The organism is Nocardioides sp. B129/18, from assembly GCF_055282735.1.
In genome coordinates this window covers 1-24,925 of the sequence record NZ_JBUZJI010000010.1, presented here as the reverse complement: position 1 = coordinate 24,925, position 24,925 = coordinate 1, and the positions used below count along the sequence as shown (strand labels likewise).

25 protein-coding genes are annotated in these 24,925 nt (G+C 73.7%); 10 read left to right on the top strand and 15 right to left on the bottom strand.

The genetic code is table 11. From position 1 onward, the window contains the following. Positions 1-26 precede the first annotated feature (26 nt). From ACZDWJ_RS09360 to ACZDWJ_RS09340, 5 genes are read right to left on the bottom strand one after another with little or no spacing between them, the layout of a single operon-like run. Positions 27-533, bottom strand: coding sequence for a hypothetical protein (locus tag ACZDWJ_RS09360; protein WP_463520682.1), 507 nt, complete (start codon positions 531-533; stop codon positions 27-29). A gap of 51 nt (positions 534-584) precedes the next feature. Continuing rightward, positions 585-1,634: a methylenetetrahydrofolate reductase gene (locus ACZDWJ_RS09355; RefSeq protein ID WP_463520681.1), complete on the bottom strand. Its 1,050-nt coding sequence runs from the start codon at positions 1,632-1,634 to the stop codon at positions 585-587. Next, positions 1,624-2,208: a pyridoxine/pyridoxamine 5'-phosphate oxidase gene (locus ACZDWJ_RS09350; RefSeq protein WP_463520680.1), complete on the bottom strand. Its 585-nt coding sequence runs from the start codon at positions 2,206-2,208 to the stop codon at positions 1,624-1,626. Before ACZDWJ_RS09350 ends, ACZDWJ_RS09355 begins: the two co-directional genes overlap by 11 nt. Then, positions 2,205-3,560 (bottom strand): FAD-binding oxidoreductase, encoded by a 1,356-nt coding sequence (locus ACZDWJ_RS09345; RefSeq protein ID WP_463520679.1) that lies wholly within the window; start codon positions 3,558-3,560, stop codon positions 2,205-2,207. The genes ACZDWJ_RS09350 and ACZDWJ_RS09345 overlap by 4 nt, the downstream gene beginning before the upstream one ends. Further along, positions 3,557-4,813 carry an amidohydrolase family protein gene (locus ACZDWJ_RS09340; protein WP_463520678.1) on the bottom strand — a complete coding sequence of 419 codons (1,257 nt, stop codon included), beginning with the start codon at positions 4,811-4,813 and terminating at the stop codon, positions 3,557-3,559. The genes ACZDWJ_RS09345 and ACZDWJ_RS09340 overlap by 4 nt, the downstream gene beginning before the upstream one ends. A 168-nt stretch (positions 4,814-4,981) precedes the next feature. On the opposite strand from ACZDWJ_RS09340, the gene ACZDWJ_RS09335 reads away from it, so the two are divergent. From ACZDWJ_RS09335 to ACZDWJ_RS09305, 7 genes are all read left to right on the top strand, one after another. Further along, positions 4,982-5,581: a helix-turn-helix domain-containing protein gene (locus ACZDWJ_RS09335; RefSeq protein ID WP_463520677.1), complete on the top strand. Its 600-nt coding sequence runs from the start codon at positions 4,982-4,984 to the stop codon at positions 5,579-5,581. 67 nt (positions 5,582-5,648) lie between these two features. After that, entirely contained in the window at positions 5,649-7,031 is a 1,383-nt protein-coding gene (locus tag ACZDWJ_RS09330) for an amidohydrolase family protein (RefSeq protein WP_463520676.1), read from the top strand. A 157-nt stretch (positions 7,032-7,188) separates the two neighbouring features. Continuing rightward, on the top strand, positions 7,189-7,977 hold the full coding sequence (locus ACZDWJ_RS09325) for an ABC transporter ATP-binding protein (protein WP_463520675.1): 789 nt from the start codon (positions 7,189-7,191) through the stop codon (positions 7,975-7,977). Continuing rightward, the gene (locus ACZDWJ_RS09320; protein ID WP_463520674.1) at positions 7,974-8,858 is read left to right on the top strand and encodes an ABC transporter permease; all 885 of its coding nucleotides are present in this window, start codon (positions 7,974-7,976) and stop codon (positions 8,856-8,858) included. Before ACZDWJ_RS09325 ends, ACZDWJ_RS09320 begins: the two co-directional genes overlap by 4 nt. A gap of 80 nt (positions 8,859-8,938) precedes the next feature. Beyond that, positions 8,939-10,129 carry an ABC transporter substrate-binding protein gene (locus ACZDWJ_RS09315; RefSeq protein ID WP_463520673.1) on the top strand — a complete coding sequence of 397 codons (1,191 nt, stop codon included), beginning with the start codon at positions 8,939-8,941 and terminating at the stop codon, positions 10,127-10,129. A 93-nt stretch (positions 10,130-10,222) separates the two neighbouring features. Further along, a complete protein-coding gene (locus ACZDWJ_RS09310; protein ID WP_463520672.1) occupies positions 10,223-11,038 on the top strand; it encodes a creatininase family protein in 816 nt (271 codons plus the stop codon). After that, positions 11,035-11,760, top strand: coding sequence for an SDR family NAD(P)-dependent oxidoreductase (locus ACZDWJ_RS09305; RefSeq protein WP_463520671.1), 726 nt, complete (start codon positions 11,035-11,037; stop codon positions 11,758-11,760). Before ACZDWJ_RS09310 ends, ACZDWJ_RS09305 begins: the two co-directional genes overlap by 4 nt. On the opposite strand, the gene ACZDWJ_RS09300 is transcribed toward ACZDWJ_RS09305, so the two are convergent. Then, entirely contained in the window at positions 11,735-13,021 is a 1,287-nt protein-coding gene (locus ACZDWJ_RS09300) for an amidohydrolase family protein (protein WP_463520670.1), read from the bottom strand. The two genes, ACZDWJ_RS09305 and ACZDWJ_RS09300, sit on opposite strands and share 26 nt — an antisense overlap. Positions 13,022-13,146: 125 nt before the next feature. On the opposite strand from ACZDWJ_RS09300, the gene ACZDWJ_RS09295 reads away from it, so the two are divergent. Continuing rightward, on the top strand, positions 13,147-14,814 hold the full coding sequence (locus ACZDWJ_RS09295; protein WP_463520669.1) for an FAD-binding dehydrogenase: 1,668 nt from the start codon (positions 13,147-13,149) through the stop codon (positions 14,812-14,814). A 43-nt stretch (positions 14,815-14,857) separates the two neighbouring features. Next, positions 14,858-15,964, top strand: coding sequence for a DNA glycosylase AlkZ-like family protein (locus tag ACZDWJ_RS09290; RefSeq protein WP_463520668.1), 1,107 nt, complete (start codon positions 14,858-14,860; stop codon positions 15,962-15,964). Positions 15,965-16,034: 70 nt separating this feature from the next. On the opposite strand, the gene ACZDWJ_RS09285 is transcribed toward ACZDWJ_RS09290, so the two are convergent. Continuing rightward, on the bottom strand, positions 16,035-17,087 hold the full coding sequence (locus ACZDWJ_RS09285; RefSeq protein ID WP_463520667.1) for an esterase/lipase family protein: 1,053 nt from the start codon (positions 17,085-17,087) through the stop codon (positions 16,035-16,037). Between the two features lie 124 nt (positions 17,088-17,211). On the opposite strand from ACZDWJ_RS09285, the gene ACZDWJ_RS09280 reads away from it, so the two are divergent. Continuing rightward, complete coding sequence (locus ACZDWJ_RS09280; protein ID WP_463520666.1) at positions 17,212-17,550, top strand: hypothetical protein; 339 nt, start codon at positions 17,212-17,214, stop codon at positions 17,548-17,550. A gap of 422 nt (positions 17,551-17,972) precedes the next feature. Here ACZDWJ_RS09280 and ACZDWJ_RS09275 read toward each other — a convergent pair whose 3' ends face one another. The 8 genes from ACZDWJ_RS09275 to fliN form a co-directional block, all read right to left on the bottom strand. Then, positions 17,973-18,236, bottom strand: a complete 264-nt coding sequence (locus ACZDWJ_RS09275; RefSeq protein WP_463520665.1) for a hypothetical protein — start codon at positions 18,234-18,236, stop codon at positions 17,973-17,975. Continuing rightward, on the bottom strand, positions 18,233-20,287 hold the full coding sequence (flhA, locus tag ACZDWJ_RS09270) for a flagellar biosynthesis protein FlhA (protein WP_463520664.1): 2,055 nt from the start codon (positions 20,285-20,287) through the stop codon (positions 18,233-18,235). Before flhA ends, ACZDWJ_RS09275 begins: the two co-directional genes overlap by 4 nt. Positions 20,288-20,389: 102 nt before the next feature. Next, complete coding sequence (locus tag ACZDWJ_RS09265; RefSeq protein ID WP_463520663.1) at positions 20,390-21,532, bottom strand: EscU/YscU/HrcU family type III secretion system export apparatus switch protein; 1,143 nt, start codon at positions 21,530-21,532, stop codon at positions 20,390-20,392. A gap of 12 nt (positions 21,533-21,544) precedes the next feature. Next, on the bottom strand, positions 21,545-22,309 hold the full coding sequence (locus ACZDWJ_RS09260) for a flagellar biosynthetic protein FliR (RefSeq protein WP_463520662.1): 765 nt from the start codon (positions 22,307-22,309) through the stop codon (positions 21,545-21,547). A gap of 25 nt (positions 22,310-22,334) precedes the next feature. Continuing rightward, on the bottom strand, positions 22,335-22,604 hold the full coding sequence (gene fliQ / locus ACZDWJ_RS09255) for a flagellar biosynthesis protein FliQ (protein ID WP_463520661.1): 270 nt from the start codon (positions 22,602-22,604) through the stop codon (positions 22,335-22,337). A 14-nt stretch (positions 22,605-22,618) separates the two neighbouring features. Continuing rightward, positions 22,619-23,509 carry a flagellar type III secretion system pore protein FliP gene (gene fliP, locus ACZDWJ_RS09250; RefSeq protein WP_463520660.1) on the bottom strand — a complete coding sequence of 297 codons (891 nt, stop codon included), beginning with the start codon at positions 23,507-23,509 and terminating at the stop codon, positions 22,619-22,621. Between the two features lies 1 nt (position 23,510). Next, positions 23,511-24,536 (bottom strand): flagellar biosynthetic protein FliO, encoded by a 1,026-nt coding sequence (locus ACZDWJ_RS09245; protein WP_463520659.1) that lies wholly within the window; start codon positions 24,534-24,536, stop codon positions 23,511-23,513. A 19-nt stretch (positions 24,537-24,555) separates the two neighbouring features. Further along, the coding region (fliN, locus tag ACZDWJ_RS09240) for a flagellar motor switch protein FliN (RefSeq protein ID WP_463520658.1) at positions 24,556-24,925 on the bottom strand (370 nt) is incomplete at its 5' end.

The window sequence follows — 24,925 nt, the reverse complement described above, 5'->3', positions numbered from 1 at the left end:
GTGTGAGGGCCCTCTGAGGGATCCCCTCAGAGGCGCCCGGAGAGGAACATCCCGGACTCGGCGGGAGCCACCAGGCCGCCGAGGGCGCCGGCCACCACCGCGAGGAGCAGCACGCCCCGCAGCGGTGCGCGGCCGGCGTCGGGGTGCGCGCGCCACCACGCGGTGATCGAGGAGAACCGGACGGCGAGCAGCCCGGCGAGCACGCCGATCATCAGCACCAGGTCGAGGACGTCGAGCGGTCCCTCGACGCCGGCCGCGCTCGCGGCGAGCGCCAGCGTCACCAGGATCGCGACGACGACGGTGCGGCCGGTGCGGCCGCGCACGACGCCGGAGGAGAACCAGCCGACGATCAGCGCGCCGAGGACCATGCTGATCGGCGTCCCCACGTTCAGCTCGGTGGTGCCGCGGTCGGCCAGCGCCACGAGCTGCAGGGCCACCGAGCAGAGGCCGACCACCCAGGCGCCGGCCGCGACCGGCGGCGGCGACTCGGCGGCAGGGGCGGGCACGGCTCCGAGTGCAGCGGTGGGGCGCATGCCGATCACTCTGGCATCCGCCGCGGCCCGGCGACAGCCCCTGCGCCGGGCTCAGCCCACCAGCGCCTCGGCGATCTGCGCCACCGACTCCGCGTACGCCAGCTCCTCGCCCGGCGCCGGGCCGCCGGAGAGGTTCACCCCCGCCAGGCCGAGGTCGAGCAGGTCGCGCCCGAGCGCGATCGCGGCTGCGACGCCGGCCCGCCGCGTCGCCGCCGGGTCGGGTCCGGCGGCGAGGATCCGCTCGGCGTAGCCCGGCGGCATCGGCGAGGTCGGGAAGGAGCGCATCACCGCGGCCGAGCCGGCGTCGAGCACGATCGGCACGCACGCCACCAGGCCCAGGCCGACGCCGGCGCGTCGCACGTCGTCGGCGAACGCGGCCACCGCCTCGACCCCGCCGCAGTGGTTGACGAAGCACAGGTCGGCGCCGGCGCGCTCCTTCTCCCGCAGCCGGGCCGCGCGCTGCGCCACCGGGGGAGCGACGGGCGACTCCGCCACCGAGACCAGGTGCCCGGCCGCGCGGGCGAGGGCCGCCAGCGCGGTGCTGTCGAGGTCGAAGACCGGCTGCGCGTCGGGTCGGTGACCGGTGGCGGTGTGGTCGCCGGTGACGCAGTGGACGCCGGCCACCCCGACGTCGGCGAGCCCGGCCAGCTCGCCCTCCAGGGCCACCCGGTTGCGGTCGCGGCAGTTGAGCCCGGTCCAGGTGCGCAGCCCGGCCTCGCGCAGCAGGTGGGCCCGATAGGCCGGCGGCAGCTGGACGCGCGCCTCGCCGGAGTCGCCGGCCAGGACGGCGTCGACCCGGCCGCGGAGCACCTGCCCGCACGCGGCGATCGAGGCCGCCGAGAGCGGCGCCGCCGGCAGATCGACGACGACGATCGGCCGCGTCGCGAGCAGGGCCCGGGTCTCCTCGGCGCCGGCGTGCCGCGGGGCGGCGGGCCGCTCACCGGCCCAGCGGGTCGGCGTCAGCGGCACGAACGGGCAGGGCGTGGGCGCCACCTCGCAGGTGCCGTCGAGCCCGACGCCGCCGCACGGCCCGTGCACCATCGACTTCGGGCAGGCGGCCGTGGCCGCGTGCACTGCCGCGTCGAGCACCTCAGCCGGCACGGACCTCGACCCGCCAGCCGTCGACGTCGCGCAAGTAGGCCACCCGACGGCTGCACGCGTCGGGCCTCCCGGTCCACAGGACGATCCGCTCGGGGCGCACCCGGCGTCCGGTCCAGGTGGGCGGCGCCTCGAGCGTGGGGTGCTCGGCCTCGAAGCGGGCCCAGGCGGCCACCCGCTCGGCCTCCGGGCGGACCGCGAGCTCGGGGGTGTTGAGCCAGGCCAGCACCTGCAGGTAGCGCGAGCGCCGGGCGTAGGCGTCCTGCTCCTCCGCCCGGGTCTGCGGCTCCACGGTGCCCTGGACGACGACCTGTCGCGCCTGCGCGGGCAGGTGCACGGTGAGCGCGGCCCGGCCCGACGCGTCGGCCTCGGCGATCTTGGCCGAGCGAGCGTCGGCGTGGAAGGTCGGCCCCCGCTCGTCGATCGAGCTGAGCAGCACCGTGCGGGCGTTGGGCCAGCCGTCGGGGTCGACGGTGGCCAGCGTCATCAGCGGACGCTCGGGCTCGTGGTCGCCCGGCAGCCAGTCGAGCAGCACGGGCCAGGGATCGGGCCAGGGATCGGTCTCGGGATCGCTCACGGCAGCACGGGCGTGACGTCGGCCGGGCCGGAGGTCGGCACGTGCGGCTCGACGAGCTTGCCGGGGTTGAGCAGCCCGTCGGGGTCGGTGCTGCGGGCCAGCGCGCGGCTGCGGTCGGGCTCGTAGTCGACGTACCACTGGTGCGGGTTGTGGAACCCGACGCCGAGCGCGGTGAGCCGCTCGAAGCCGGCCCACACGTCGTCGGCGCCGGTGTAGGGCGCCATGAGCATGCCGATGGGCCGGCCGTTCTGGCCCTCGAGGTGCAGCATCGCGCCGGGGTAGACCCGGTGCACCTCGTCGATGCGGTCGATGAGCGCGTCGCCGCCGACCTCGACGTGGAACCAGCGCTCGTCGGTGGAGCGCATCATCCACTCCACGGGGTGGTTGTAGCTCAGCGTCGAGAGTCGCGCCGACTGCTGCAGGCCCTCGCGCACCGCCTCGACGCGTCCGCCGGCGGCCTCCACGAGCGCGGTGGCCTCGGCGACGGTGGCGGCGTCGAGGATGGCGCGCAGGCTCGCGCGGCCCTCGGGCAGCGCGTCGTCGGGCGGGAGCGCGGCGGTGACGCGGGGGAGGTCGGCGGAGACCAGGCGCGGCGTCGGGTCGAGGGCGACGAGGGGCCGCACGAGGTCGAAGGCGTCGTGGAAGTCCTCGAAGCTGGCGTAGAACGCGCGCCAGTCCTGCAGGGGCTCCAGCCGCACCGAGACGCGGGCGATGATGCCGGCGGTGCCGTAGTTGTGCAGGTACGGCTCGGTGGCGGCGCCCTCGAGGTGCACCAGGGTCGCGTCCGGCACGGCGTGGACGACGTCGAGCGCGGTGACGTAGCCGGTGTGCAGCATGCCGTGCTTGATCGAGCCGGTGCCGCCGGAGCCGCCGGAGACGAAGCCGCCGATGCTCGACTGCACGGTGGAGGGGTACATCAGCACCTGCTGGCCCGAGCGCTGCGCGGCCTTCTCCAGCGAGAGCAGCGGTGCCCCGGCGTCGGCGGTGATGATGCCGTCGCCGACCTCGACGATCGTGCGGGCCCGCGACATGTCGAGCACCAGACCGCCCGACATCGGGATGGCCTGGCCGTAGTTGCCGGTGCCCTTGCCGCGCGGGGTCACGGGGACGCCGTGGCGCACCGCCGCGCCGACGACCACCGCGATCTCCTCGGCCGTCGTCGGGTGGGCCACCAGCTGCGCCCGGCCCAGCGGCAGGAGGTCCTTGATCACCGGCGACATCGCGGAGCCGTCGACGGAGGCGCGCTCCAGCACCGACTCCTCGTCGGAGACGGCGTCGGGGCCGAGCAGGTCGCGCAGCTCGGCGGCGAGGGCGGTGACGCGGTCGGCGTCGATCGCGGGCAGGACGGTCATGGGGTTCCCTTCGACGGCACGGCGAGGTCGAGCTGGACACGGCTGGCGGCGACGAGGCGGCCGCGGTGGAGGACGAAGCGGTCGGGGCTGGCCTCGGCGACGACCGCGCCGGGCCGGGTGCCGCGCACGGCGAGCAGCTCGGCGGCGGCGCCGGGACGCGGGCCGGCCTCGGGCAGCGACATCACCGAGCGGGCGCCGTCGGTGATCGCGTCGAGCGCCTCGTCGAGGGTGAGGTGGCCCGCGGTCACCAGCAGCGACGCCGTCTCGAGGGCGTCGCTGCGGCCCACGGGGTTGAAGGGGTCGCGGACGTTGTCGGCGCCCGCGCCGACGCGCACCCCGGCGTCGAGGAGGGCGCGCAGCGCGGTGAGGCCGCGCGGCGTCGAGACCGGGTGCTCCCAGCCCTGCAGGTAGAGGTTGGTGATGGGCAGGCTGACGATGCCGAGGTCGGCGGCGACGAGCGCCTCGACGACCTCCGCGAGCTCCTCGGGCTCCATCGTGCCCAGCCGCACGCAGTGGCCGGCGGTCACCGGCTGCGTCCAGTCGCGCACGCGACGGGCGAGCTCGAGGATCGTCACCGGGCCGTGGAGCGACTCGTCGGTGTGCAGGTCCACCGGGGCGCCGAGCCGCTCGGCGATGGAGAGCTGGCGGTGCATCTCGCCGAGGGGGTCCTCGGCCATGTGCGGAGCGCCGCCCACGAGGTCGACGCCGAGCGCCATGGCCTCCTCGTAGCAGGCGTCGGAGGCGTGCTCGTGGCCCAGCGCGACGAGCTGGAGGTCGACGAGGTCGGCCAGCTCCTCGCGCACCCGCACCAGCGCCCGCACCCCGCACAGCGGATCGGCGTGCCGCTGGAGGTCGACGTGGCTGCGGATCGCGGTCGTGCCCTGAGCCACCATGCGCAGCACCTGCGCGCGGGCCCGGGTCGCGACATCCTCCTCGGTGATCGTGGCGGTGTAGGCCACCCAGGAGTCGACGGCGCGGTCGAGGTCGCCCATCGGCGGCTCGATGAGGTCCCAGCTGCCGGCCTTGTCGAGGTGGGCGTGCGGCTCGGCCGGGGCGGTGAGCAGGGTGAAGCCGGTGAGGTCGAGCTCGGCGTCGGGGGTGCTCGCGGCGGGCGCGGAGCCGGCCGGCAGCACGGCGGCGACGACCTCGCCCTCGAGCACCACGTCGGCGGTGCCGCCCTCGCGCAGCGTGGCGTGGCGCAGCACCTCGATCCGCCGTGGCAGCGGGGGTGGGAGCGAGCCGGACGGCGTCACGCGGGACCTCCTCGAGCCTGTTGGTGCCATCAACATCGCCGACGCTAGGCGGGCCCGATTCCTCGTCGATGACGTCTTCGTTGCGAGCCCGTTACGCCTGGTCTCCCGGCCCGATCGCCGTTCTACGGTGACGCTGCCGAGCCCCAGAGCACGCCGAGGGAGGTGCCCATGACGCCGGTCTCCGCGCCCGCCGACCGTGCCGTCGACCGTGCCTCCGACCAGGTCGGCGAGCGCATCCGCGCGCTGCGCCGGGCCCGCGGGATGACCCTCGTGCAGCTGGCCGGGAGCGCCCACCTCTCCCACCCGTTCCTCAGCCAGCTCGAGCGCGGCCTGACCCGCCCGAGCCTGGCGTCGCTGGAGCGGATCGCCCACGCGCTGGGCACCAGCCAGGTCGAGCTGCTCACCTTCGACGCCGGCGTCCACGCCGCGCCCGCCGAGGCCGCGCAGGTGCTGCCCGCCGACGCCGGACGCGTCGGCCCGTACGGCCTCGACGGCACCGCGCGGGTGCTGCTCGGCGGCGCCGGGCCGTTCCGTGCGCTGGAGGTGCGCGCGGAGAACACCGCCTACGGCGCCGTGTTCGCCCACGCCGAGCACGAGTGGGTCTACCTGCTCGCCGGCGCGATGGAGATCGAGCTCGACGGCCGCGCCGAGCGCCTGGCGCCCGGCGACTCCGCGTCGCTGCCCGGCGGCGTCGCCCACCGGTGGCGCTCGGCCGACGGCGCGCCCTACGCCCTCCTCGTCGTCAAGGAGCAGGTGCGCACGCCCTGAGCCCCGGCTCCCGGTCCACCCATGCCGAACCCACGCGGCCACGCCGCCCGACACCCCAGGGGTGCCCATGAGCAGTCTCCTCGTCCGCAACGCCCGCCTGATCACCGTCGCCGCGGGCGCGGAGGACCTCGGCCACGTCGAGCGCGGCTGGATGCTCGTCGACGACGGCGTCATCGTCGAGCTCGGCGCCGGCGACCCGCCCGCGGAGCACGCGGCCGCCGCGAGCGAGGTGCTCGACGTCGACGGCTCCTTCGTCGCGCCCGGCTTCGTCTCCACCCACAGCCACCTGTTCACCAGCGCCTCGCGCGGCCTCGGCGTCAGCGAGACCCTCTACGGCTGGTGCGACTCCATGCTCGGCCTGATCCGCCACGCCAGCGCCGAGGACGTCTACTGGACGACGCTGCACGGCTCGCTGGACTTCCTCGCCAACGGCGTCACCACCGCCTACGACTTCACCGACCCCCGCATCCCGTGGGAGCCGATGATCGCGGGGGTGCGCCAGGAGAGCGACCGGCTGCGACCGGTCGACTACCAGCTGCGCCAGATCGACGCGAAGGTCGACGCCGGCCTGCGGTTCGTGAACTCCACGCCGATGGACGACGCCGTCGGCACCTCCGAGGAGGTCCTCGAGCGGCTCGAGGAGGTCGTCGACCACCTGCGCAAGGCCGACCCGCTGCTGGCCCTCGGCGGCGCGGTGAGCGGCAGCGTCCAGTGGTCGAATCGGCCCGACGGCGCCGAGCTGGAGGTCGAGGCGATGCGTCGCTTCGGGCTGATCAACCAGGCGCACTTCCTGGAGACCCGCGAGGCCGTCGAGCACCAGCGCTCGAAGTTCGCGCGCTACGAGCAGGCCGGCGCGCTCGGCCCGGGCATGATCTTCGGCCACTTCATCCAGACCACCCCCGAGATCATCGCCGCCGCGGCGGCCGGGGGAGCGGGCATGTCGTGGCAGCCGTCCTCCAACGGCCGCCTGGCCTCGGGCACCGCGAAGGTGCCGCAGATGCTGGAGATGGGGATGACGGTGGGGATGGGCCTCGACGACCAGGCCTGCACCGACATCGCCGACCCCTGGCAGAACATGCGGATGGGCATGTTCCTCGTGCGCGGCGAGACCGGCCGGCCGCTGGACATGATGCCGGAGACGGTGCTGCGCCTGCACACGCTCGACGGCGCCCGCCTGCTGGGCGTCGACGACCGCGTCGGCTCGCTGGAGGTCGGCAAGCAGGCCGACTTCGTCGTCGTCGACCCGATGCGTCCCGACATCGGTCCGCTGTGGCACCCGGTGCGCAGCTACGTGCTGGCCTGTGGGCTGCGCAACCTCAAGGCCACCTACGTCGGCGGGCAGCTCGTCGCGGCCGACGGAGTCTCGACCAACCCCCTCGCCGCCGAGGCCTCGGTGCGGGTGCGCGAGGCCCTGCTGCCGCTGGCGCGGGCCCAGGGCTGGCCGGCCTGAAACGAACGATTCACCGGCCGCGACCCGATGCAATCGACGTTCACGGCGGTGACACGGCGCCGAAATACGGCGTCCGTAGCGTCACGACCGCAGCCCAGCACGAGCCCAGAGCCAGCCCGAGCAAGAGCCCAGTCGCCCCACCCGGAGAGCGAGAACCGTGGTCACCACTCCCGTCAGCGCCCCCGCGGCACCCGCCGCGACGGCCGCGCCGCCCGGCACCCTCATCGACTTCCGCGACGTCGCGATGCGCTTCCCGAACGGGACGGTCGCGCTCTCGGGCGTCGACATCAACGTGCGACGCGGCGAGTTCGTCACCGTCGTCGGCCCCTCCGGCTGCGGCAAGTCGACGCTGCTGCGCATCGCCTCGGGCCTGGAGAAGGCCAGCGAGGGGCAGGTCACCGTCAACACCGACCGCATCGGCTACGTCTTCCAGGACGCCACCCTGCTGGCCTGGCGCGACGTGCTCGGCAACGTCGAGCTGCTCGCCGAGCTCAACGGCATGACCAAGGCCGGCCGCCGCAAGGCCGCCCAGGACGCCATCGAGCTCGTCGGCCTCAAGGGCTTCGAGAGGCACCTGCCCAAGCAGCTCTCCGGCGGCATGCGGATGCGGGCCTCGCTGGCCCGCTCGCTGACGCTCGACCCCGAGCTGTTCCTCTTCGACGAGCCCTTCGGCGCGCTCGACGAGATCACCCGCGAACGCCTCAACGACGAGCTCCTGCGGCTCTTCGTCGAGCAGCAGTTCGCCGGCATGTTCATCACGCACTCGGTGTCGGAGGCGGTGTACCTCTCCACCAAGGTCGTGGTGATGTCGGGACGTCCGGGCGCGATCGTGCGCACCTTCGACGTGCCCTTCGCCATGCCGCGCGACCCCGAGATCCGCTACACCGCCGAGTTCGCGGCGCTGGTGGGCGAGGTCTCCCACGCGCTGCGGGAGGGACACCGGTGAGCGCCGTGGCCGAGACCGTCACCCCCGAGATGCCGGTCGAGATGCCGGCCGACGCCGTCGCCGGACCGCGTCGTCGCGCGGAGGGCCGGCGTCCGCTGGCCGGGATCGCGCGGCGCGCCGTCAGCCTGCTGCCGCCCCTGCTGGTGTTCGCCGGCATCGTCGGGGTCTGGTACGCCGTGCACGCGGCCCTGGGCACCAACGGCTTCCTCGTCCCGACCCTCGACGAGGTGCTGCGCGACGGCTTCGGCGACGCCATCGTGCGCCAGCAGATCCTCGACGCGCTCGTGCAGACCACCAAGGTCACGATCACCGGCCTGGCGATCGCCGCCGGCATCGGCATCGTGTGGGCGGTCGGCATGGCCTCGGCCCGCTGGATCGAGCGCTCCTTCTACCCCTACGCCGTGCTCCTGCAGACCATCCCGATCCTCGCGATCGTGCCGCTCATCGGCGTCTGGTTCGGCTACGAGTTCAAGGCCCGCGTCGTCGTCACCGTCATGATCGCGCTGTTCCCGATGGTGGCCAACACGCTCTTCGGCCTGCAGTCGGTGGACCGCTCCCAGATGGAGCTCTTCCGCCTGCAGAAGGCGGGACGCCTCACCGTGCTGGCCAAGCTGACCTTCCCCGCGGCGCTGCCGTCGGTGTTCGTGGGCCTGCGCACCTCCGCGGGCCTGGCGGTGGTGGGCGCGATCGTCGGCGACTTCTTCTTCCAGCGTGGGACGCCCGGCCTCGGCGCGCTCCTGCAGACCTACGCCCGCACCCTCGACTACAGCTACCTCTTCGCCGCGATCTTCGTCGCCGCCGGCCTGGGCATCGCGGTGTTCGCGATCTTCGGCCTGCTCTCGCGGCTGGTCGTCGGCCGCTGGTACGAGTCCGCGTCCTAGACCTCGCCGGACGACGCCGCCGTCGCCGTCCCCGGCCCTCTCGGGAACCCCACACCCTGCAGCAGAGAGCGAGACCGTCCATGTCCTCAACTCCTCGTCGCCTCCTCGCCTCCGTCGGCGCGCTGGCGCTGTCGGCCACGCTCCTGGCGGCCTGCGGCTCCGACTCCGGCAGCGACGCGCCGGCGGCCGCCGCGGCCACCGGCAAGGACGCCGTCGACCTCAAGGCGGCCGGCTGCCCCTCGACGATCGTGGTGCAGACCGACTGGAACCCCGAGTCCGAGCACGGCCACCTCTACGAGATGTTCGGCGACGACGCGGTCATCGACGCCGGCAAGAAGTCGGTGTCGGGCACGCTCTACTCCGGCGGCGAGTCCACCGGCGTCAAGCTCGAGGTGCGCGCCGGCGGCCCGGCCATCGGCTACACCGGCGTCGCGGCGCAGATGTACACCGACAAGTCGATCACGATGGGCTACGTCACCACCGACGACCAGATCGCGAACTCCGCCAAGACGCCCACCAAGGCGTTCTTCGCCCCGCTCGACCTCAGCCCGATCATGGTCATGTGGGACCCGGCCACCTACCCCGACGTCCAGGGCATCGACGACATCAAGGACGCCCTGGCCAAGAGCGGCGGCGTGTGGCGCTACTTCGCGGGCTCGGCCTACCAGGAGTACCTGGCCGACGCCGGCTACGTCGACAAGAAGAACCAGGACTCCAGCTACGACGGCACTCCTGCGAACTTCGTCGCCGCCGGCGGCAAGGACATGCAGCAGGGCTTCGCCTCCGCCGAGCCCTACATCTACGAGAACGAGATCAAGAAGTGGGCCAAGCCGGTGAAGTACGCCCTGGTCTCCGACGCCGGCTGGAACCCCTACCAGTCGTCGATGGCCGTGCGCAGCGCCGACTTCGACTCGCTCTCGGGCTGCCTCAAGGCCCTGACGCCGGTGCTGCAGCAGGCTGAGGTCGACTACTTCGCCGACCCGAAGAAGGCCAACGACCTCATCCTCGAGCTGGTCAAGCAGTACAACACCGGCTGGACCTACAGCCAGGGCGTGGCCGACTACGCGGTGAAGACGATGATCGACGACAAGCTGGTCGGCAACGCCGACAACTTGGCGCTCGGCGACTTCGACGACGCCCGCATGAGCAGCTTCTTCGAGAAGGCCAACGGCGTGTTCACCAAGCTGGGCACCGACGTGAAGCCGGGTCTGAAGGTCGAGGACCTCTACACCAACGAGTTCGTCGACCCCTCGATCGGTCTGCCGAACTGACCTCGCCGCCGATCCCCGACACCGTCAGCGCATGACGTCGCACGCCCCGGGCCCGCGCTGGGCCCAGGGCGTGCGACGCGTCAGGAGCCTCCCGTGACCCGTCATCTCGCCGAGCTCACCGGTCCGCAGACCCGTGAGGTCCTCACCCCCGACTCCCTGCTGCTGGTGCCCATCGGCGCCATCGAGCACCACGGCCCGCACCTGCCGCTGGTCACCGACGCCCTCATGGCCGAGGCGGCCGTGCACGCGCTGGTGCCGCAGGCCGTCGACGCCGGCCTCGACGCCTGGATCATGCCGACGCTCTCCCTCGGCAAGTCCGACGAGCACCACTGGGCCTCGGGCACGCTGTGGCTCACCGCCACCACCCTGCTCGAGACGCTCGTCGACCTCGGCCGCTCGGTGGCCACGACCCCCGCCCGGCGGCTGGTGTTCGTCAACGGCCACGGCGGCAACGTCGCGCTGCTGCAGGTGGCCAACCGCGAGCTGCGACGCCGCTTCGGCCTGCAGGTCTTCACCATGGGCGCCCTGCCGGTGCCCGCCGGCGCCGGCAGCGGCACCAGCATGGGCCCCACCGCGCCCGACGAGCTCGGCCTGGGCATCCACGGCGGCTGGGCCGAGACGTCGATCGTCATGCACCTGCGCCCCGACCTCGTGCGGCCCGAGCACTTCGCCCGCAGCGTCCCCGAGGAGGTCGCGGAGTACCGCCACCTCGGGTTCAACGGCCGCCCGGTCACCTTCGGCTGGCTCTCCGACGACTTCGGGCCCTCCGGGGTCATCGGCGATCCCACCGGCGCCACCGCCGAGGCGGGCCGCGCGCTCTTCGAGGCCGGCATCGCCACGGGTCTGGAGGCGCTCGACGAGATCGCGCGGTTCCGTCAGCCCGTCCGCGCCCCGGAGCCGGGGGCGTGAACCGCTTCGCCGACGCCGGCGTGGTCGTCGCGGGCGGCAGCAGCGGCATCGGCGCCCGCATCGCCGAGCGGTTCGCCGCCGAGGGCGCCCGCGTCGTGGTGCTCGACCGCGTCGCGCCCGCCTGCACGGCGGCGCTCGACGGCGCGGTGGAGGCCGACCTGGCCTGCGAGGACTCGCTCGTGCGGGGCTTCGACGCCGCCGTCGCCCGGCTCGGGGCGGTGCCGATCGTCGTGAACTCCGCCGGCGTCCACCTGCGCGCGCCGCTGGTGGAGACCAGCCTCGCCGACTGGCAGCGGGTGCAGGACGTCAACGCCCGCGGCACCTTCCTGCTCACCCGCGCGGCCGGCGCCCACATGCTGCGCGCGGGCCTGCCCGGGCGCATCGTCAACATCGCCAGCATGGCTGCCAAGCAGGGCGGCGCCGCCGAGGCCGCCTACGCCGCCAGCAAGGCCGCCGTCGTCGCGCTCAGCCGGGTGGCCGCGCTGGAGTGGGGCTGCCACGGCATCACCGTCAACGCCGTGTGCCCGGGCTACGTGCCCACCGCGATGGGTGCTGAGCACCGCAGCGAGGAGGACGTCCGCCGCTGGTCGGCGCTCTCGCCGCTGGGCCGGCTCGGCACCACCGACGACGTCGCCGGGCTGGTGCTGTTCCTCGCCTCCGCCGAGGGCGGCTACATGACCGGGCAGGCCCTCAACGTCACCGGCGGGATGGCGACGCACTAGAGCCCAGCCGGGCCGCCAGCCGGGCCGTCAGCTCGCGCTCGTCGGCGGTGAGCAGGACGCCGTCGCGCACCACCACCCGGCCGCCGACGACGACGTGCCGCGGCCGGCGTCCGGGGGAGGCCCACAGCAGGCCGGCGACGGGATCCGCGACGCCGGCGTCCGCGACGCCCGAGACGTCCCAGACCGCGAGGTCCCCGCCGCTCAGCCGCCCGAGCTCGGGGCGTCCGAGGCCGGCCGCGCCGCCCGCGGTGGCCAGCGCGAGCACCGTCCGCGCCGGCAGCTGAGGCCCGACGAGGGCCGAGACCTGCATCGCCAGCCGGGCGTCGGCGAGCAGGTGGCCGGCGTCGTTGGAGCCGCCGCCGCTGGTGCCCAGGCCCATCGTCACGCCGGCCTCGAGCAGCGCCGCGACCGGCGCGACGCCCCAGCCCATCGGCACGTCGCAGCCCGGCGCGTGGGTGCCGGTGACGCCGCGCTCGGCCAGCAGCGCGATCTCCTCGGCGGTGAGGTCGACGAGGTGGGCGAGGGTGACGTCGGGCGCCAGCCAGCCCCAGGCGTCGAGCAGCTCCAGCGGCCGGCGGCCGTGCCGCTCCCATGCGATCGCGACGTCGACCTGCTCGTTGGCCTGGGTGCGACGCCGCAGCCCGTGCGCGCGGGCCACCTCGCCGAGCGCCGCGAAGGTCTCCTCGCCGTCGCTGTGCACGCCGGCCGGACCGACCGCGACCTGCAGCAGGCCGTCGTCGGTGACGCCGCCGTGCGGCACCAGCGCCCGCGCGATCGCGTCGGCCGAGGCGGCCGCCCGGGCGGCGTCGTCGCGCGCCGAGCCGCGCACGTAGACCAGCCGGGAGCCCAGGGTGCGGGCGGCGTCCGCGATCGCCTGCGCGATCTCGACGGTGCCCTCCACCGAGGCGTCCTGCGGCCAGCTGAGGTGATGGTCGGCCACCGTGGTGACCCCGCACAGCAGCCCCTCCGCGACGCCGACGGCCGCCGTCGCCGCCACCAGCGCCGGGTCGATGCCGGCGGCGCCGTAGGCCGCGGCCATCGTCGGCAGCCACTGCGCCATCGGCACGCCGCGGGTGCCGGGCAGCGTCCGGAACCCGCTCTGCAGCAGGTGGTGGTGGGCGTTGACCAGGCCCGGCGTCACGACGCAGCCGCTGACGTCGAGCTCGGTGCGGGCCTCGGAGCCGTCGGCCACCTCGAGGTCGCCGGCGGACTCCCCGTCCACGTCCCACAGGGCCAGGGCGTCACGCAGCAGCAGGGGCACGCCGCGACGCTAGCGGCCGCGGACCGGGGGCTGGTTTCGTGCGGGTTTCGGTCGCGGTCCGTGGCAGAGTCGGACTCCGGGGGCGTCCGGGCAACGACGGGCGTTCAGGACGTGAGGAGAGCACCGTGAGCGCACAGCGATACGACGCCATCGTCGTCGGCGCCGGACTGGCCGGCCTGGTGGCCACCCACGAGGCCGCCCTGGCCGGACGCCGGGTGCTGGTGATCGACCAGGAGAACCGCGCGAACCTCGGCGGCCAGGCGTTCTGGTCGCTCGGCGGGCTGTTCTTCGTCGACAGCCCCGAGCAGCGCCGCATGGGCATCAAGGACTCCTACGACCTCGCCTGGCAGGACTGGCAGGGCTCGGCCGCCTTCGACCGGCTCGACGACGAGGACTCCTGGGCGCGGCGCTGGGCGGAGGCCTACGTCGGCTTCGCCGCCGGGGAGAAGCGCTCCTACCTGCGCGCGCTGGGCCTGCGCAGCATCCCGATGGTCGGCTGGGCCGAGCGCGGCGACGGCTCGGCCACCGGCCACGGCAACTCCGTGCCCCGCTTCCACCTCACCTGGGGCACCGGACCCGGCGTCGTCGACGCCTTCCTGCCCTCGGTGCTCGACGCCGAGAGCCGCGGGCTGGTCACCTTCGCCTTCCGCCACCAGGTCGACGAGCTGATCGTCGAGGGCGGCGCCGTGGTCGGCGTCCGCGGCACCGTGCTCGAGCCCACCGACGCCGCCCGCGGCGTGAAGACCTCGCGGCAGGGGGTCGGCGAGTTCGAGCACCGCGCCGACGCCGTCGTCGTCTCCTCCGGCGGCATCGGCCACAACCACGAGCTGATCCGCCGCAACTGGCCCACCGACCGTGTCGGCCCGGCCCCGCAGCACCTCATCTCCGGCGTCCCGGCGCACGTCGACGGCCGGATGCTGGCGATCACCGAGGCGGCCGGCGGCCGCATCGTCAACCGCGACCGCATGTGGGCCTACACCGAGGGCATCCACAACTGGGACCCCATCTGGCCCGACCACGCCATCCGCATCCTCCCCGGCCCGAGCTCGATGTGGTTCGACGCCGAGGGCCGGCGGCTGCGCGGCATGTCCGGCGTGCCGGGCGCGGACTCCATCGGCGCGATGACGCAGATCCTCGCCACCGGGCACGACTACTCCTGGTTCGTGCTCACCCAGACCATCATCGAGAAGGAGTTCGCGCTCTCCGGCTCCGAGCAGAACCCCGACCTCACCGAGAAGGACCTCAGGCTCCTCCTCAAGACCCGCACCGCCAAGGGCGCCCCGCCGCCGGTGGAGGCGTTCAAGCAGCACGGCGAGGACTTCGTCGTCGCCGACACCCTCGCCGACCTCGTCGCCGGCATGAACAAGCTGGCCCGCGGCCCCGAGCTCGAGCTCGACGAGATCGAGCGGCAGATCGTCGCGCGCGACCGCGAGCTGGAGAACTCCTTCAGCAAGGACGTCCAGCTCATGACGATCGCGAACGCCCGCCGCTCGCGCACCGACAAGATCGTCCGCGTCGCCAAGCCGCACCGGATCCTCGACCCCGAGCACGGCCCGCTCATCGCGGTGCGCCTCAACATCCTCTCCCGCAAGACCCTCGGCGGCCTGCAGACCGACCTCGACAGCCGGGTCATCGGCGCCGACGACGCCCCCGTCCCCGGGCTGTTCGCGGCCGGCGAGGCGGCCGGCTTCGGCGGTGGCGGCGTCCACGGCTACAACGCGCTCGAGGGCACCTTCCTCGGCGGCTGCATCTTCTCCGGCCGCAACGCCGGCCGGGCGATCGGTCGCGGCTGATATCGCGGCTGAGATCGCGGCGGGGCGCACGGGGTCGGGTCGGGTGCACCGCCTCTCGCGGACCGACGCCCGCCGCGTCGCGGTGCGCGCCCAGCTGCTGGGCGACGCCCCGAGCCATGGGCTGCTCCCGACGCTGCGCCACCTGGCCGGCGTGCAGATCGACCTGACCACCGCCGTCGCCCGCAGCGCCGACCTGGTGCTCCGGGCCCGGGTGGCCGACCACGCTGAGGGCGATCTCGACGACGTCGTCGACCTGCGCGAGGTGCTCGACCTGCACGGCTTCTGGCGGCCGGCGGAGGACCTCGCCCTGTACGCCGCGGAGATGGCCGCCTGGCCGGGGCCGGAGCCCACGGAGTGGCAGCGTCAGCGCGTGGCGTGGGTGGAGGCCAACGCCGAGGCGCACCGCGGCATCCTCGCCCAGCTCGCCGCGGACGGACCCACCCGTCCGCGCGACCTCGACGTCCGGTGCGCCCGGCCGTGGCGCTCGAGCGGCTGGACCGACGGCAAGGACGTCCAGCAGCTCGTCGAGATGCTGCTGCGCCGCGGCGAGCTGGCCGTGGCCGGACGGCGCGGACGCGACCGGCTGGTCGACCTCGCCGAGCGGGTGCACCCCGACGTCGAGCCCATCGCGCTCGAGGAGGCGCTGCGCGAGCGCGACCGCCGTCGGCTCGCCTCGCTCGGCATCGCGCGGGCGCAGCGTCCGCTGACCCCGGGGGAGCCCGACCACGTCGGTTCCGCGGGGGAGGCGGCCGTCGTCGAGGGGGTCGCGGGTCAGTGGCGGGTCGACCCGCAGGCCCTCGACGCACCCGACGTCGAGCCGCTGGCCGTGGCCCTGCTCAGCCCGCTGGACCGCCTTGTGATGGACCGGGTGCGTGCCCGCGAGCTGTTCGGCTTCGAGTATCGGCTGGAGATGTACCAGCCGGCGGCGCGCCGCCAATGGGGCTACTGGGCGCTGCCGGTGCTCTGCGGTGACCGGCTGATCGGCAAGGTCGACGCCGCGGCCGACCGCAGGGCCGGGCTGCTCCGCGTCCACGCGGTGCACCGCGACGCCGACGGGCCGATCGTCTGGACGCCGCAGGAGGTCGAGGCCGTCGACGCGGCGCTCGACGGGCTCGGTGCTTTCCTCGGGCTCGACGTCGTCCGGGCCTGAGCCCCCGGACGCGGACGGACCCGGCCCCGTCGACGCAGCGCTCGACGGGACCGGGCCCGGGGACGGGGGATCAGCGCGCGTACGCCGCCAGGGCGGGCTCGCGGGCGACCTTGGGGGCCAGCAGCAGCTGGCGCCCGGCCTCGGCCGTGACGCGGGCGAGGTTCACCGGCGCCAGGAGCGGGTCGACGCCGGGGAAGAACGCCTGCAGGCACACCGAGCGCGAGATGCGCGCGGGGTTCGCCGTGCCGGGGTTGTCGAGGGCGTCGATGGCCAGGGCGTAGCCGACGGGGTCGGTGGTGCCCATCGAGAGGTGCTCGGAGATGTGCACCGGGCAGATCGACTGGACCAGGACGTTGCGGATGTCGCCGTCGCCGGTGGTCAGCGGGCTGCTGGCCACGGGGTCGAAGTTCGGGAACACGACCTCGTCGGTGGCGGTGTAGATCTGCGTGTAGCTGATGCCCGCCCAGGTCTCCGGCCCGCTGTTCAAGGCGCCGAGGAAGTTCGAGCCGACCTTCTGCTGCCAGATCGACGGGGCGCAGGTGAGCAGGCAGACCGGGATCGCGGACGCCGTGCCGTGGTTGGAGGCGTCGAGGCTGACGAGGTCGTCGACGAGCTGGCGGGTGTCGGGCCAGTACTTCAGCGACCACCGCGGCACCATGCCGCCCTGGCTGAAGCCGAGGACGTCGATGCGACGCTCGCCGGCCTTCGCGTAGGTCGTGCGGATCGCCCGCGTGACGTACTCGGCGGCGACCTGGATGTCCTGCATCCCACTGGCCGGGAGGTCGACGGCGCACCAGGGGCGGCCCTGGGCGGTGAAGACCTTCTCGTAGTTCCAGGAGAAGTTGAGGTTCGCGGTGAGGGTGGTGCCCGGCACGAGCAGCACCGGGGCCTGGGAGGCCCCGGCGAGGTCGCCGCGGCAGGTGACGGCGGCGTCGAGGGTGGCCACCGGCACCGAGAGCGCGGGGCCGCTGGGGGCGGGCGCGGCGTTCGCGGGGGCGGTGGCGCCGACGGCGACCAGCGAGGCGGCGACGCCCACGAGCGCGCCGGCGACGGACAGGAGACGGTGGCGGGAGATCGCGGAGCGATCGTGGCGGCGCAGACGGTTCCGAGTACGACTGTTCACAGCATCGGAGCGTAGCGACCCGGGTGAGCCACGTCACGGGCCCTTTGGCTCTGGTGGGAGAGGCGCCCTAGGGTGCCGAGGTCGACGCGTTCGCGCCGGCGGACCCCATCTCGAGGAGTACCCCATGACCACCGCCCGGATCGCCCGCCCCCTCGGTGCCGCGCTGGCCGCCCTCGCCCTCACCTTCTCCGTCTCCGCCTGCGGTGGCGGCGACGACCGCCCCACCAAGAGCGAGGTCGCCGACTCCATCAAGTCCGGCAAGTCGGTGCTCGGCGACGAGGAGGCCATCAAGAACTTCACCGACAAGCAGCGCGACTGCATCGCCGGCGCCCTCGTCGACTCCGACCTCTCCGACAAGGCCCTCAACGCCTTCGTCAAGGGCGATGACAACTACAAGGGCTCCTCCAAGGAGGAGAAGGTCCTCACCGACCTCGGCTCCGACATCGCCAAGTGCGCCAGCTGACCTGAGCCCGCCGCGTCCGCGCCCGTCACCCACCCGGGTGGCGGGCGCGCGTGCGTTGCGGCACTGCTGCGTGTGCGGGGGTCTCGACAGGCTCGACCACCGGGGTCTGATGGTGATCGAGCTCGTCGAGATCCGGTGAGCCGACTGGCGTCAGGGAGTGGGCGGCCCGGACGACCGCTCTGCCAGGTGCGCCTCTCGGCCCGAGCGGACGGCGGGACGACCCACCCGCGGATAACCCGTTGAGCGCCGCCGACGAGCGACCTACGCTCTCAGGACACGGGAAAGGAGGTGATCCGCAGAATGATTTCTGATCGGACGCGTGAGGTGGCTGCTCGCTAGCAGCCCGCAGCATCCGCTGCTGGCGAATCCACCAGTGGCCACCCGGCCCGCAGGCGCCCCGGATCGTCCACCGGGGCAGGCGCTCATCCGAATGTCGAGCCTGCGGGCCGTTCCGTGTCTCCGGGCGATCCCGAGGCTCCCGCGCCGTCGTCGGCCTGGGGTGGACGCGGCGGCTCGCCGACCATCATCTCCAGCACCGAGAGCGCCAGCCAGACGCCGACGAGCACCACCAGGTAGCGCTCCAGCACCGGCTCGAGCGCGCGCTCGCCGGTGACCAGGCCCTGCCAGAGCATGGGCGAGGTGACCAGCGCGGAGACCGCGAGCACGGGCGCGGAGAGGATCCTCATCGCACCGGCTCCATCGCCCGCTCGCCGGTGACGACGCCGGCCGAGCGCACCTGGGCGGTGCCGGCGAGCTCGGAGTAGGACAGCACGTGCAGCCGCTCGATGGCCGGGCGCACGAGGCGTCGCACGGCGGCGCGCAGCTGGGGCGCGCACACCAGGATCGGGCGCAGGTTGCGGTTCTCGGCCTCCACGAGCAGCTGGGCCAGGCCGCCGACGACGCTCTGGAGCGTCACGGGGTCGAGCACGATCACCGAGCCCTGCTCGCCGGCGCGCATCGACTCCAGCATCCGCTGCTCGAACTGCGGGTCGAAGGAGATGACGTGCACGACGCCGTCGACGACGTGCGGGGCGACGACCGCCGGGCCGAGGGCGGCGCGAGCGGCCTCGACGAGCGCGTCGAGGTCCTTGGTGGTGGCCGCGCGCAGCGAGAGCGCCTCGTAGATGCGCACGAGGTTGCGGATCGAGATCTCCTCCTCCAGCAGCTGCTGGAGGACCCGCTGCACCTCGCCGAGGGAGAGGTGCGCCGGGGTGAGCTCCTCGACGACGTTGGGGTGGCTGCGCTTGATGACGTCGGTGAGCAGCCGCACGTCCTCGCGACCGAGCAGCCGGGCGGCGTGCCGCGTGACGACCTCGGCGAGGTGCGTGGTGATGACCGCCGAGCGGTCGACGACGGTGGCGCCGGAGAGCTCGGCCTGGTGGCGCAGCTCGGCGGGGATCCACTTGGCCTGCAGGCCGAAGACCGGCTCCTGGGTGGGCTCGCCGGGCAGCGAGCCGAGGAAGTCGCCGATGGCCAGCACGGTGCCCGGAGGCGCCTCGCCGCGGGCGACCTCGATGTCGAAGAGCTTGATGGCGTAGGTGCGGCTGGGCAGGTCGATGTTGTCGCGGGTGCGCACCAGCGGCAGGACGACGCCGAGCTCGGTGGCGACCTTGCGGCGCAGCGCCTTGACGCGCTCGAGCAGGTCGCCGCCCGACGAGACGTCGACGAGGTCGACGATGTCGGCGGAGAGCTCGAGGCCGAGCGGGTCGACCTGGATCTCCTCGGCCAGCTGGTCGGGCCGGTCGGGCGAGGGCAGGAGGGCCGCGGCGGTGGCGGCCTCGGCCTGCTCGGCGGCGGCGTCGCGCTGCTCGACGCGGGTGGAGAGCAGCAGCAGCGAGCCGCCGGCCAGCAGGAAGGGGATCTTCGGCAGGCCGGGGATGAGGCACAGGCCCATCGCGCCGAAGCCGGCGATGCGCATCGGGAGCCGCTGCGCGGTGAGCTGGCGGACGATGTCGGAGCCCATGTCGGAGTCGCCCGCCGAGCGGGTGACGACCAGGCCAGTGGCCACCGAGAGCAGCAGGGCGGGGATCTGGGAGACCAGGCCGTCGCCGACGGAGAGCAGCGAGTAGGTGTTGACGGCGTCGCCGGGCGCCATGCCGCGCTGGACCATGCCGACGGCGAACCCGCCGACGAGGTTGACCAGCGTGATGATGATGGCGGCGATCGCGTCGCCCTTGACGAACTTCGAGGCACCGTCCATCGAGCCGTAGAAGTCGGCCTCGGCGTGCACCTCCTTGCGGCGGCGACGGGCCTCGTCCTCGTCGATGAGGCCGGAGTTGAGGTCGGCGTCGATGGCCATCTGCTTGCCGGGCATCGCGTCGAGGGTGAAGCGCGCGCCGACCTCGGCGACGCGGCCGGCGCCGTTGGTGATGACGACGAACTGGATGATCAGCAGGATCGCGAAGATGATCAGGCCGACGATGAGCGAGCCGCCGACGACGAAGTGGCCGAAGGTGTCGATGACCTTGCCGGCGTAGCCGTCGATGAGCACCAGGCGGGTGGCCGAGACGTTGAGCGCGAGGCGGAACAGCGTCATCACCAGCAGGATCGCGGGGAACGAGGCGAACTCCAGCGGCTTGGTCACGAACATCGCCGTGAGCAGCACCAGCAGCGCGCCGGTGATGTTGAGCGCGATCAGGAGGTCGAGCACCATCGAGGGGAGCGGGATGACCAGCATCACCACGATGAAGACGATGCCGACCGGCACGCCGAGCTGGGTCAGGCGCTTGAGAGCCACGCGAGGTCCGTCCGTTCTGGATCCGGCCGTCCGTGGCGAATCGACGCACTCCTTGCGTCAGGGCCCTGATCGGCCGCGCGGGGCTCGATCTGAGGAGAAGCCTCAGGCCGGCTCGGTGGCGGCCGCGGGGATCGCGCGACGGCGTCCCCGGGTGGGCACGTCGGGGAGCTCGTCGAGCGGACGCGGGCTGCGGTGCGAGCCGCCGCGGGCGCCCTGGGTGCGGCGGGCGATGACGAAGGCGAGGATCTGCGCGACGGCGGCGAAGAGCTGCGGCGGGATCTCGGTGCCGACCTCGCAGGAGACGTAGAGGGCGCGGGCGAGCGGGACGTCCTGCACCAGTGGGACGTCGTGCTCGCCGGCCAGCTCGCGGATGCGGGCGGCGACGACGCCGGCGCCGCGGGCGACCACGACCGGCGCGCCGCGCTCGGCCTCGTAGCGCAGCGCGACGGCCACGTGCGTCGGGTTGACCAGGACGACGTCGGCCTGCGGGACGTCGGCCATCATCCGGTTGCGGCTGGCGGCGAGCTGGCGGGCGCGGATCGCGCCCTTGAGCATCGGGTCGCCCTCGGCCTGCTTGTGCTCCTGCTTGACCTCGTCCTTGCTCATCCGGGTCTGCTTGCCGATCCGGCGCCGCTGGAAGGCGTAGTCGACGGCGGCGAGCAGGAGACCCGCGACCGCGACGTTGCGCAGCATGCCGAGGGCGCGCTGGCCGCCGGCCTCGATGACGACGTCCATCGGCGCGAGACCGCCGAGCATCGGCATGACGCTGCGCACCGTCGACCAGGCGAGCAGGCCGACGGCGGTGGTCTTGAGGAGGGTCTTGGCGCCCTCCCACAGGGCGTGCGGACCGAAGAGCCGCTTGGCGCCCTGCAGCAGGCTCAGCTTCTTCAGGCTCGGCTTCACCGACTTCGTGGCGACGTAGAACCCGCCCTGGGCCAGGGTGCCGCCGACGCTGATGAGCATCACGACCGAGCCCAGCACCAGGATCGCCAGGGCCGCCTGGCCGGCGCCGTGCACGAGCAGCTGGGTGGCGACGGCGACGCTGGGGTCCTCCAGCGCCTGCAGGCTCGCGCGCATCAGGTCCGCCAGCGAGCGGGCCTCGCGGGAGATCAGCGGCGGCAGCGCGAGCGCCACCAGCGCGAGCGCCATCCACGGGCCGAGCTCCTGCGTACGGGCGACCTGGCCCTCCTTGCGCGCCTCCTTGCGGCGCTTGGGAGTGGGCTTCTCGGTCTTCTCCTCGCTCATCGGTGCACCCCCTCAGGCTCCGGAGAAGGTCGCCATGAGCTCCAGCGACAGGTCGGTGAGGTGGTCGATGACGGTGGGGAGCACCGGGAAGCAGAGGCCGACGAGCAGCAGCGTCAGGCCGATCTTGGCCGGGAACATGACGTTGATGGCGTTGAGCTGGGGCGCGATCTTCGTCATCAGCGCCAGGCCGAGGTCGACGACGAAGAGCACCGCGATCATCGGCAGCGCGATCTGCACGGTGGTGGTGAAGAAGACGCCGAACGCGCGGGTCAGCAGGTCCGAGGAGCCGTCGATGCTCGGGGTGTCGCCGATCGGCATCAGCTCGAAGGTGCGCAGCAGGCCGCCGATCACCAGCAGGTGGCCGCCGGTGGCGAAGAGCAGCATCGTCGCCAGCATCTGGTGGAACTTCCCGAAGACGGTGTTCATCTGCATGCCGAGCGGGTCGAAGCCCTGGGCCAGCGCGAAGCCGCCGAAGACGTCGATGAGCGAGCCGGCCGCGGAGACCGCCTGGAAGAGCAGCGCGGTGAGGAAGCCCATCGCGACGCCGATGAAGGTCTCGGTGAGCACCGTCATCGCCAGGGTGGGCGTCGTCGTCGGCATCGTGGAGCCCGCCAGCAGCGGGGCCACCGCGAACGCCAGGCCGAGCCCCAGGGTCACCTTCGCCATCGCCGGCACCGCGCGGGTGCTGAACGGCGGCACGACGGCCAGCCAGGCGATGATGCGGACGGCCGCCAGCAGGAAGGCGAGCAGCGGCTGTCCCGCGAAGGTCAGGGTCATGGAGGTCTCGGTCGGACGGCGGCGCTCAGGCCAGCAGGGACGGGATCATGTCGAAGAGCTCCTGGGTGAAGGAGATCATCGTGTGCAGCATCCAGTTGCCGCTCACCAGCAGGGCGACGCCCACGGCGACGACCTTCGGCACGAAGGCCAGGGTGAACTCCTGGATCTGCGTCATCGCCTGGAACAGCGAGATCGCGAAGCCCACGGCCAGGGCGGTGAGCAGGATCGGCGCGGAGAGCTGCAGCGCCACCATCATCGTGTGCAGGGCGATCTGCACCACGGCGTTGTCGGTCATCGAGGCCTCCGGCGCTAGGTGTTGTAGCTCTCGACGAGGGCCTTGATGACCAGGCCCCATCCGTCGACGAGCACGAAGAGGAGGAGCTTGAAGGGGAGCGAGACCATCACCGGCGGCATCATCATCATGCCCAGCGCCATCAGCGCCCCGCTCACGACGATGTCGATGACGAGGAAGGGGATGAAGATGATGAACCCGATGATGAACGCGTCCTTCAGCTCGCTAAGGATGAACGCGGGCACGAGCGTGGTCATCGCGACGTCGTCGCGGGTCTTGGGCTGCTCGCGGTGGGCGACGTTGGTGAGGAGCGTCAGCTCCTTGTCGTCGGTGTTGTCGAGCATGAACGAGCGCAGCGGCTTCAGGCCGTCGTCGAAGGCCTGGGACGAGGTCTTGTCGCCGTTCAGGTAGGGCTGGACGCCGTCGTCGTTCATCTGGCTGAGGACCGGCGCCATGATGAACAGGCTGAGGAACAGCGCGAGGCCGGCGAGCACCTGGTTCGGCGGGGTCTGCTGGAGGCCGAGCGCGTTGCGGGTCAGGCCGAGCACCACGAGGATCTTGGTGAAGCTGGTGCAGGTCAGCAGGATCGCCGGCGCCAGCGAGAGCAGCGTCAGGGTGATCAGCAGGACGATCGACTGGCTGGGCTTGTCGCTGAGGCTGCCGACGTCGATGGTCACCGAGCCGTCGCTGGAGCCGCTCGTCGGGCCGCTGGGGCCGCTCGGGCCGGACGGGTCCGCGGGCCGCGGGGTCTCCGGGGCGGCCGGCACCGCCGCGGTGAGGACGACGGCCGACGCCGGGGCCTGCGCCGGGGCGGCGCTGGCCGGGCCGATCCCGCCGAGCAGGACCGCCACCATGAGGCCGAGGAGGAGGCCGAGGAGCACGAGCGCGCGCCGCGAGCGCGCGATCACCTCAGGACGCCCGTCCGGTGAGGGCCTGGTAGGCCTGCCGCCAGGTCTGCGGGGAGAGCACGGAGCCGGCCAGACGCGAGTCGTCGGAGGCGGCGGGTGCGGTCCCGGTGCGGGGGGCAGGGGTGGTCGTGCGGGGGGTGGTCGTGCGGGGGGTGGTCGTGCTGGTCGTGGGGGCGGTGCGGGGCGCGGGGGCGGCGGCCTGCTCGGCGGCCAGGATCCTCTGGGCGCGCTTGAGGATCGCGGCCTCGCGCTTGGCCTCGGCGCGCTCGCGCCGGCCGGGCTTGGCAGCCTTCGCAGGCGCGGCGGGCTCGATCTCGGCCCGAGCGGCCGTGGTGAGCGGGGCGTCGGCCGCGCCGAGCAGCAGGTCCATGAGCGCCGCGCGGCCGTCGAGCTCGCCGAGGAGGGCGACGGCGGGGTCGATCTCGGGCGCGGGGACGGCCGGGGCGACCGGGGCGGGGAGCACGGGCGCGACGGCGACGGCGTCGTCGGCCAGGCCCTCGCGGGGCGCCGGGGCGCGGTGACGCCCGGGGATGCGCGGACCGAACGGGTCGGTGGTGATGGTGCGGCCCGGGGGCAGCGGGACGGGCTGCGGCGCGACGGGCTCGGCCACCTCGGCGGCGGCCGCGGCGAGGAGCGCCTCGAAGGCCTGGGCGTCGCCCGACGGAGCGGCGGGCACCAGGCTGAGCGGGACGACGTCGGCCAGCGGGGCGGCGTCGTCCTCGCGGGGCTGGTCCCCGTCGTGGTCCCCGTCGTGGTCGCCGTCGTGGTCGTCCTGGGCGGCGGCGGAGTCGGCGTCGAAGCTGGTGAGCAGGGCGACCTGCTGCTCGGTGCTGCCGAGCACGAGGACGCGGTCGCGCACCTGCACGACGGCGATCTGGGAGCCCCGGCTGATCGACTGGCGCTGGAGCACCTGGATCTCGGCGTCGGACCCGGAGCGGAAGCGGCGTCCGGCCAGCCGCGCGGCCAGCAGGAGGAGGCCGACGACGACGGCCAGGGAGGCCACCATCCGGAGTGCGAGCTCGGTCATGGTCGTGGGTCCCCGCGCCTCAGGCCAGGGCCTGCTGGTCGAGGATCTCGGTGATGCGCAGCCCGAAGTCCTCGTCGACGACGACCACCTCGCCGCGGGCGATGAGCCGCCCGTTGACGAGCAGGTCGGCGGGGCTGCCGGCGGCACGGTCGAGCGCGATGACCGCGCCGGGCGCCAGGGCGAGCAGCTCGCGGACGGGCATCCGGGTGCGGCCGAGCTCGACGGTGACCTCCATCTCGACGCCGTGGAGCATCTCGATGCCGCGGCGCCCGGCCAGCGACGTCACGTTGTCGTAGGCGGCGGGGACGCCGGTCGGCGCTCCGGCGGGGATCTGGGGCACGGGCATGTCGGCGGCGCCCGCGGCGGCGGGCACGGCGGGCGCGGCGCCG

Bases quoted from the DNA above. Each gene is read 5' to 3' on its own strand.
- ACZDWJ_RS09360 (WP_463520682.1), bottom strand. From the start codon at position 533: ATGCGCCCCACCGCTGCACTCGGAGCCGTGCCCGCCCCTGCCGCCGAG.
- ACZDWJ_RS09345 (WP_463520679.1), bottom strand. From the start codon at position 3,560: ATGACCGTCCTGCCCGCGATCGACGCCGACCGCGTCACCGCCCTCGCC.
- ACZDWJ_RS09335 (WP_463520677.1), top strand. From the start codon at position 4,982: ATGACGCCGGTCTCCGCGCCCGCCGACCGTGCCGTCGACCGTGCCTCC.
- ACZDWJ_RS09330 (WP_463520676.1), top strand. From the start codon at position 5,649: ATGAGCAGTCTCCTCGTCCGCAACGCCCGCCTGATCACCGTCGCCGCG.
- ACZDWJ_RS09315 (WP_463520673.1), top strand. From the start codon at position 8,939: ATGTCCTCAACTCCTCGTCGCCTCCTCGCCTCCGTCGGCGCGCTGGCG.
- ACZDWJ_RS09280 (WP_463520666.1), top strand. From the start codon at position 17,212: ATGACCACCGCCCGGATCGCCCGCCCCCTCGGTGCCGCGCTGGCCGCC.
- ACZDWJ_RS09275 (WP_463520665.1), bottom strand. From the start codon at position 18,236: ATGAGGATCCTCTCCGCGCCCGTGCTCGCGGTCTCCGCGCTGGTCACC.
- ACZDWJ_RS09265 (WP_463520663.1), bottom strand. From the start codon at position 21,532: ATGAGCGAGGAGAAGACCGAGAAGCCCACTCCCAAGCGCCGCAAGGAG.
- ACZDWJ_RS09260 (WP_463520662.1), bottom strand. From the start codon at position 22,309: ATGACCCTGACCTTCGCGGGACAGCCGCTGCTCGCCTTCCTGCTGGCG.
- fliQ (WP_463520661.1), bottom strand. From the start codon at position 22,604: ATGACCGACAACGCCGTGGTGCAGATCGCCCTGCACACGATGATGGTG.
- ACZDWJ_RS09245 (WP_463520659.1), bottom strand. From the start codon at position 24,536: ATGACCGAGCTCGCACTCCGGATGGTGGCCTCCCTGGCCGTCGTCGTC.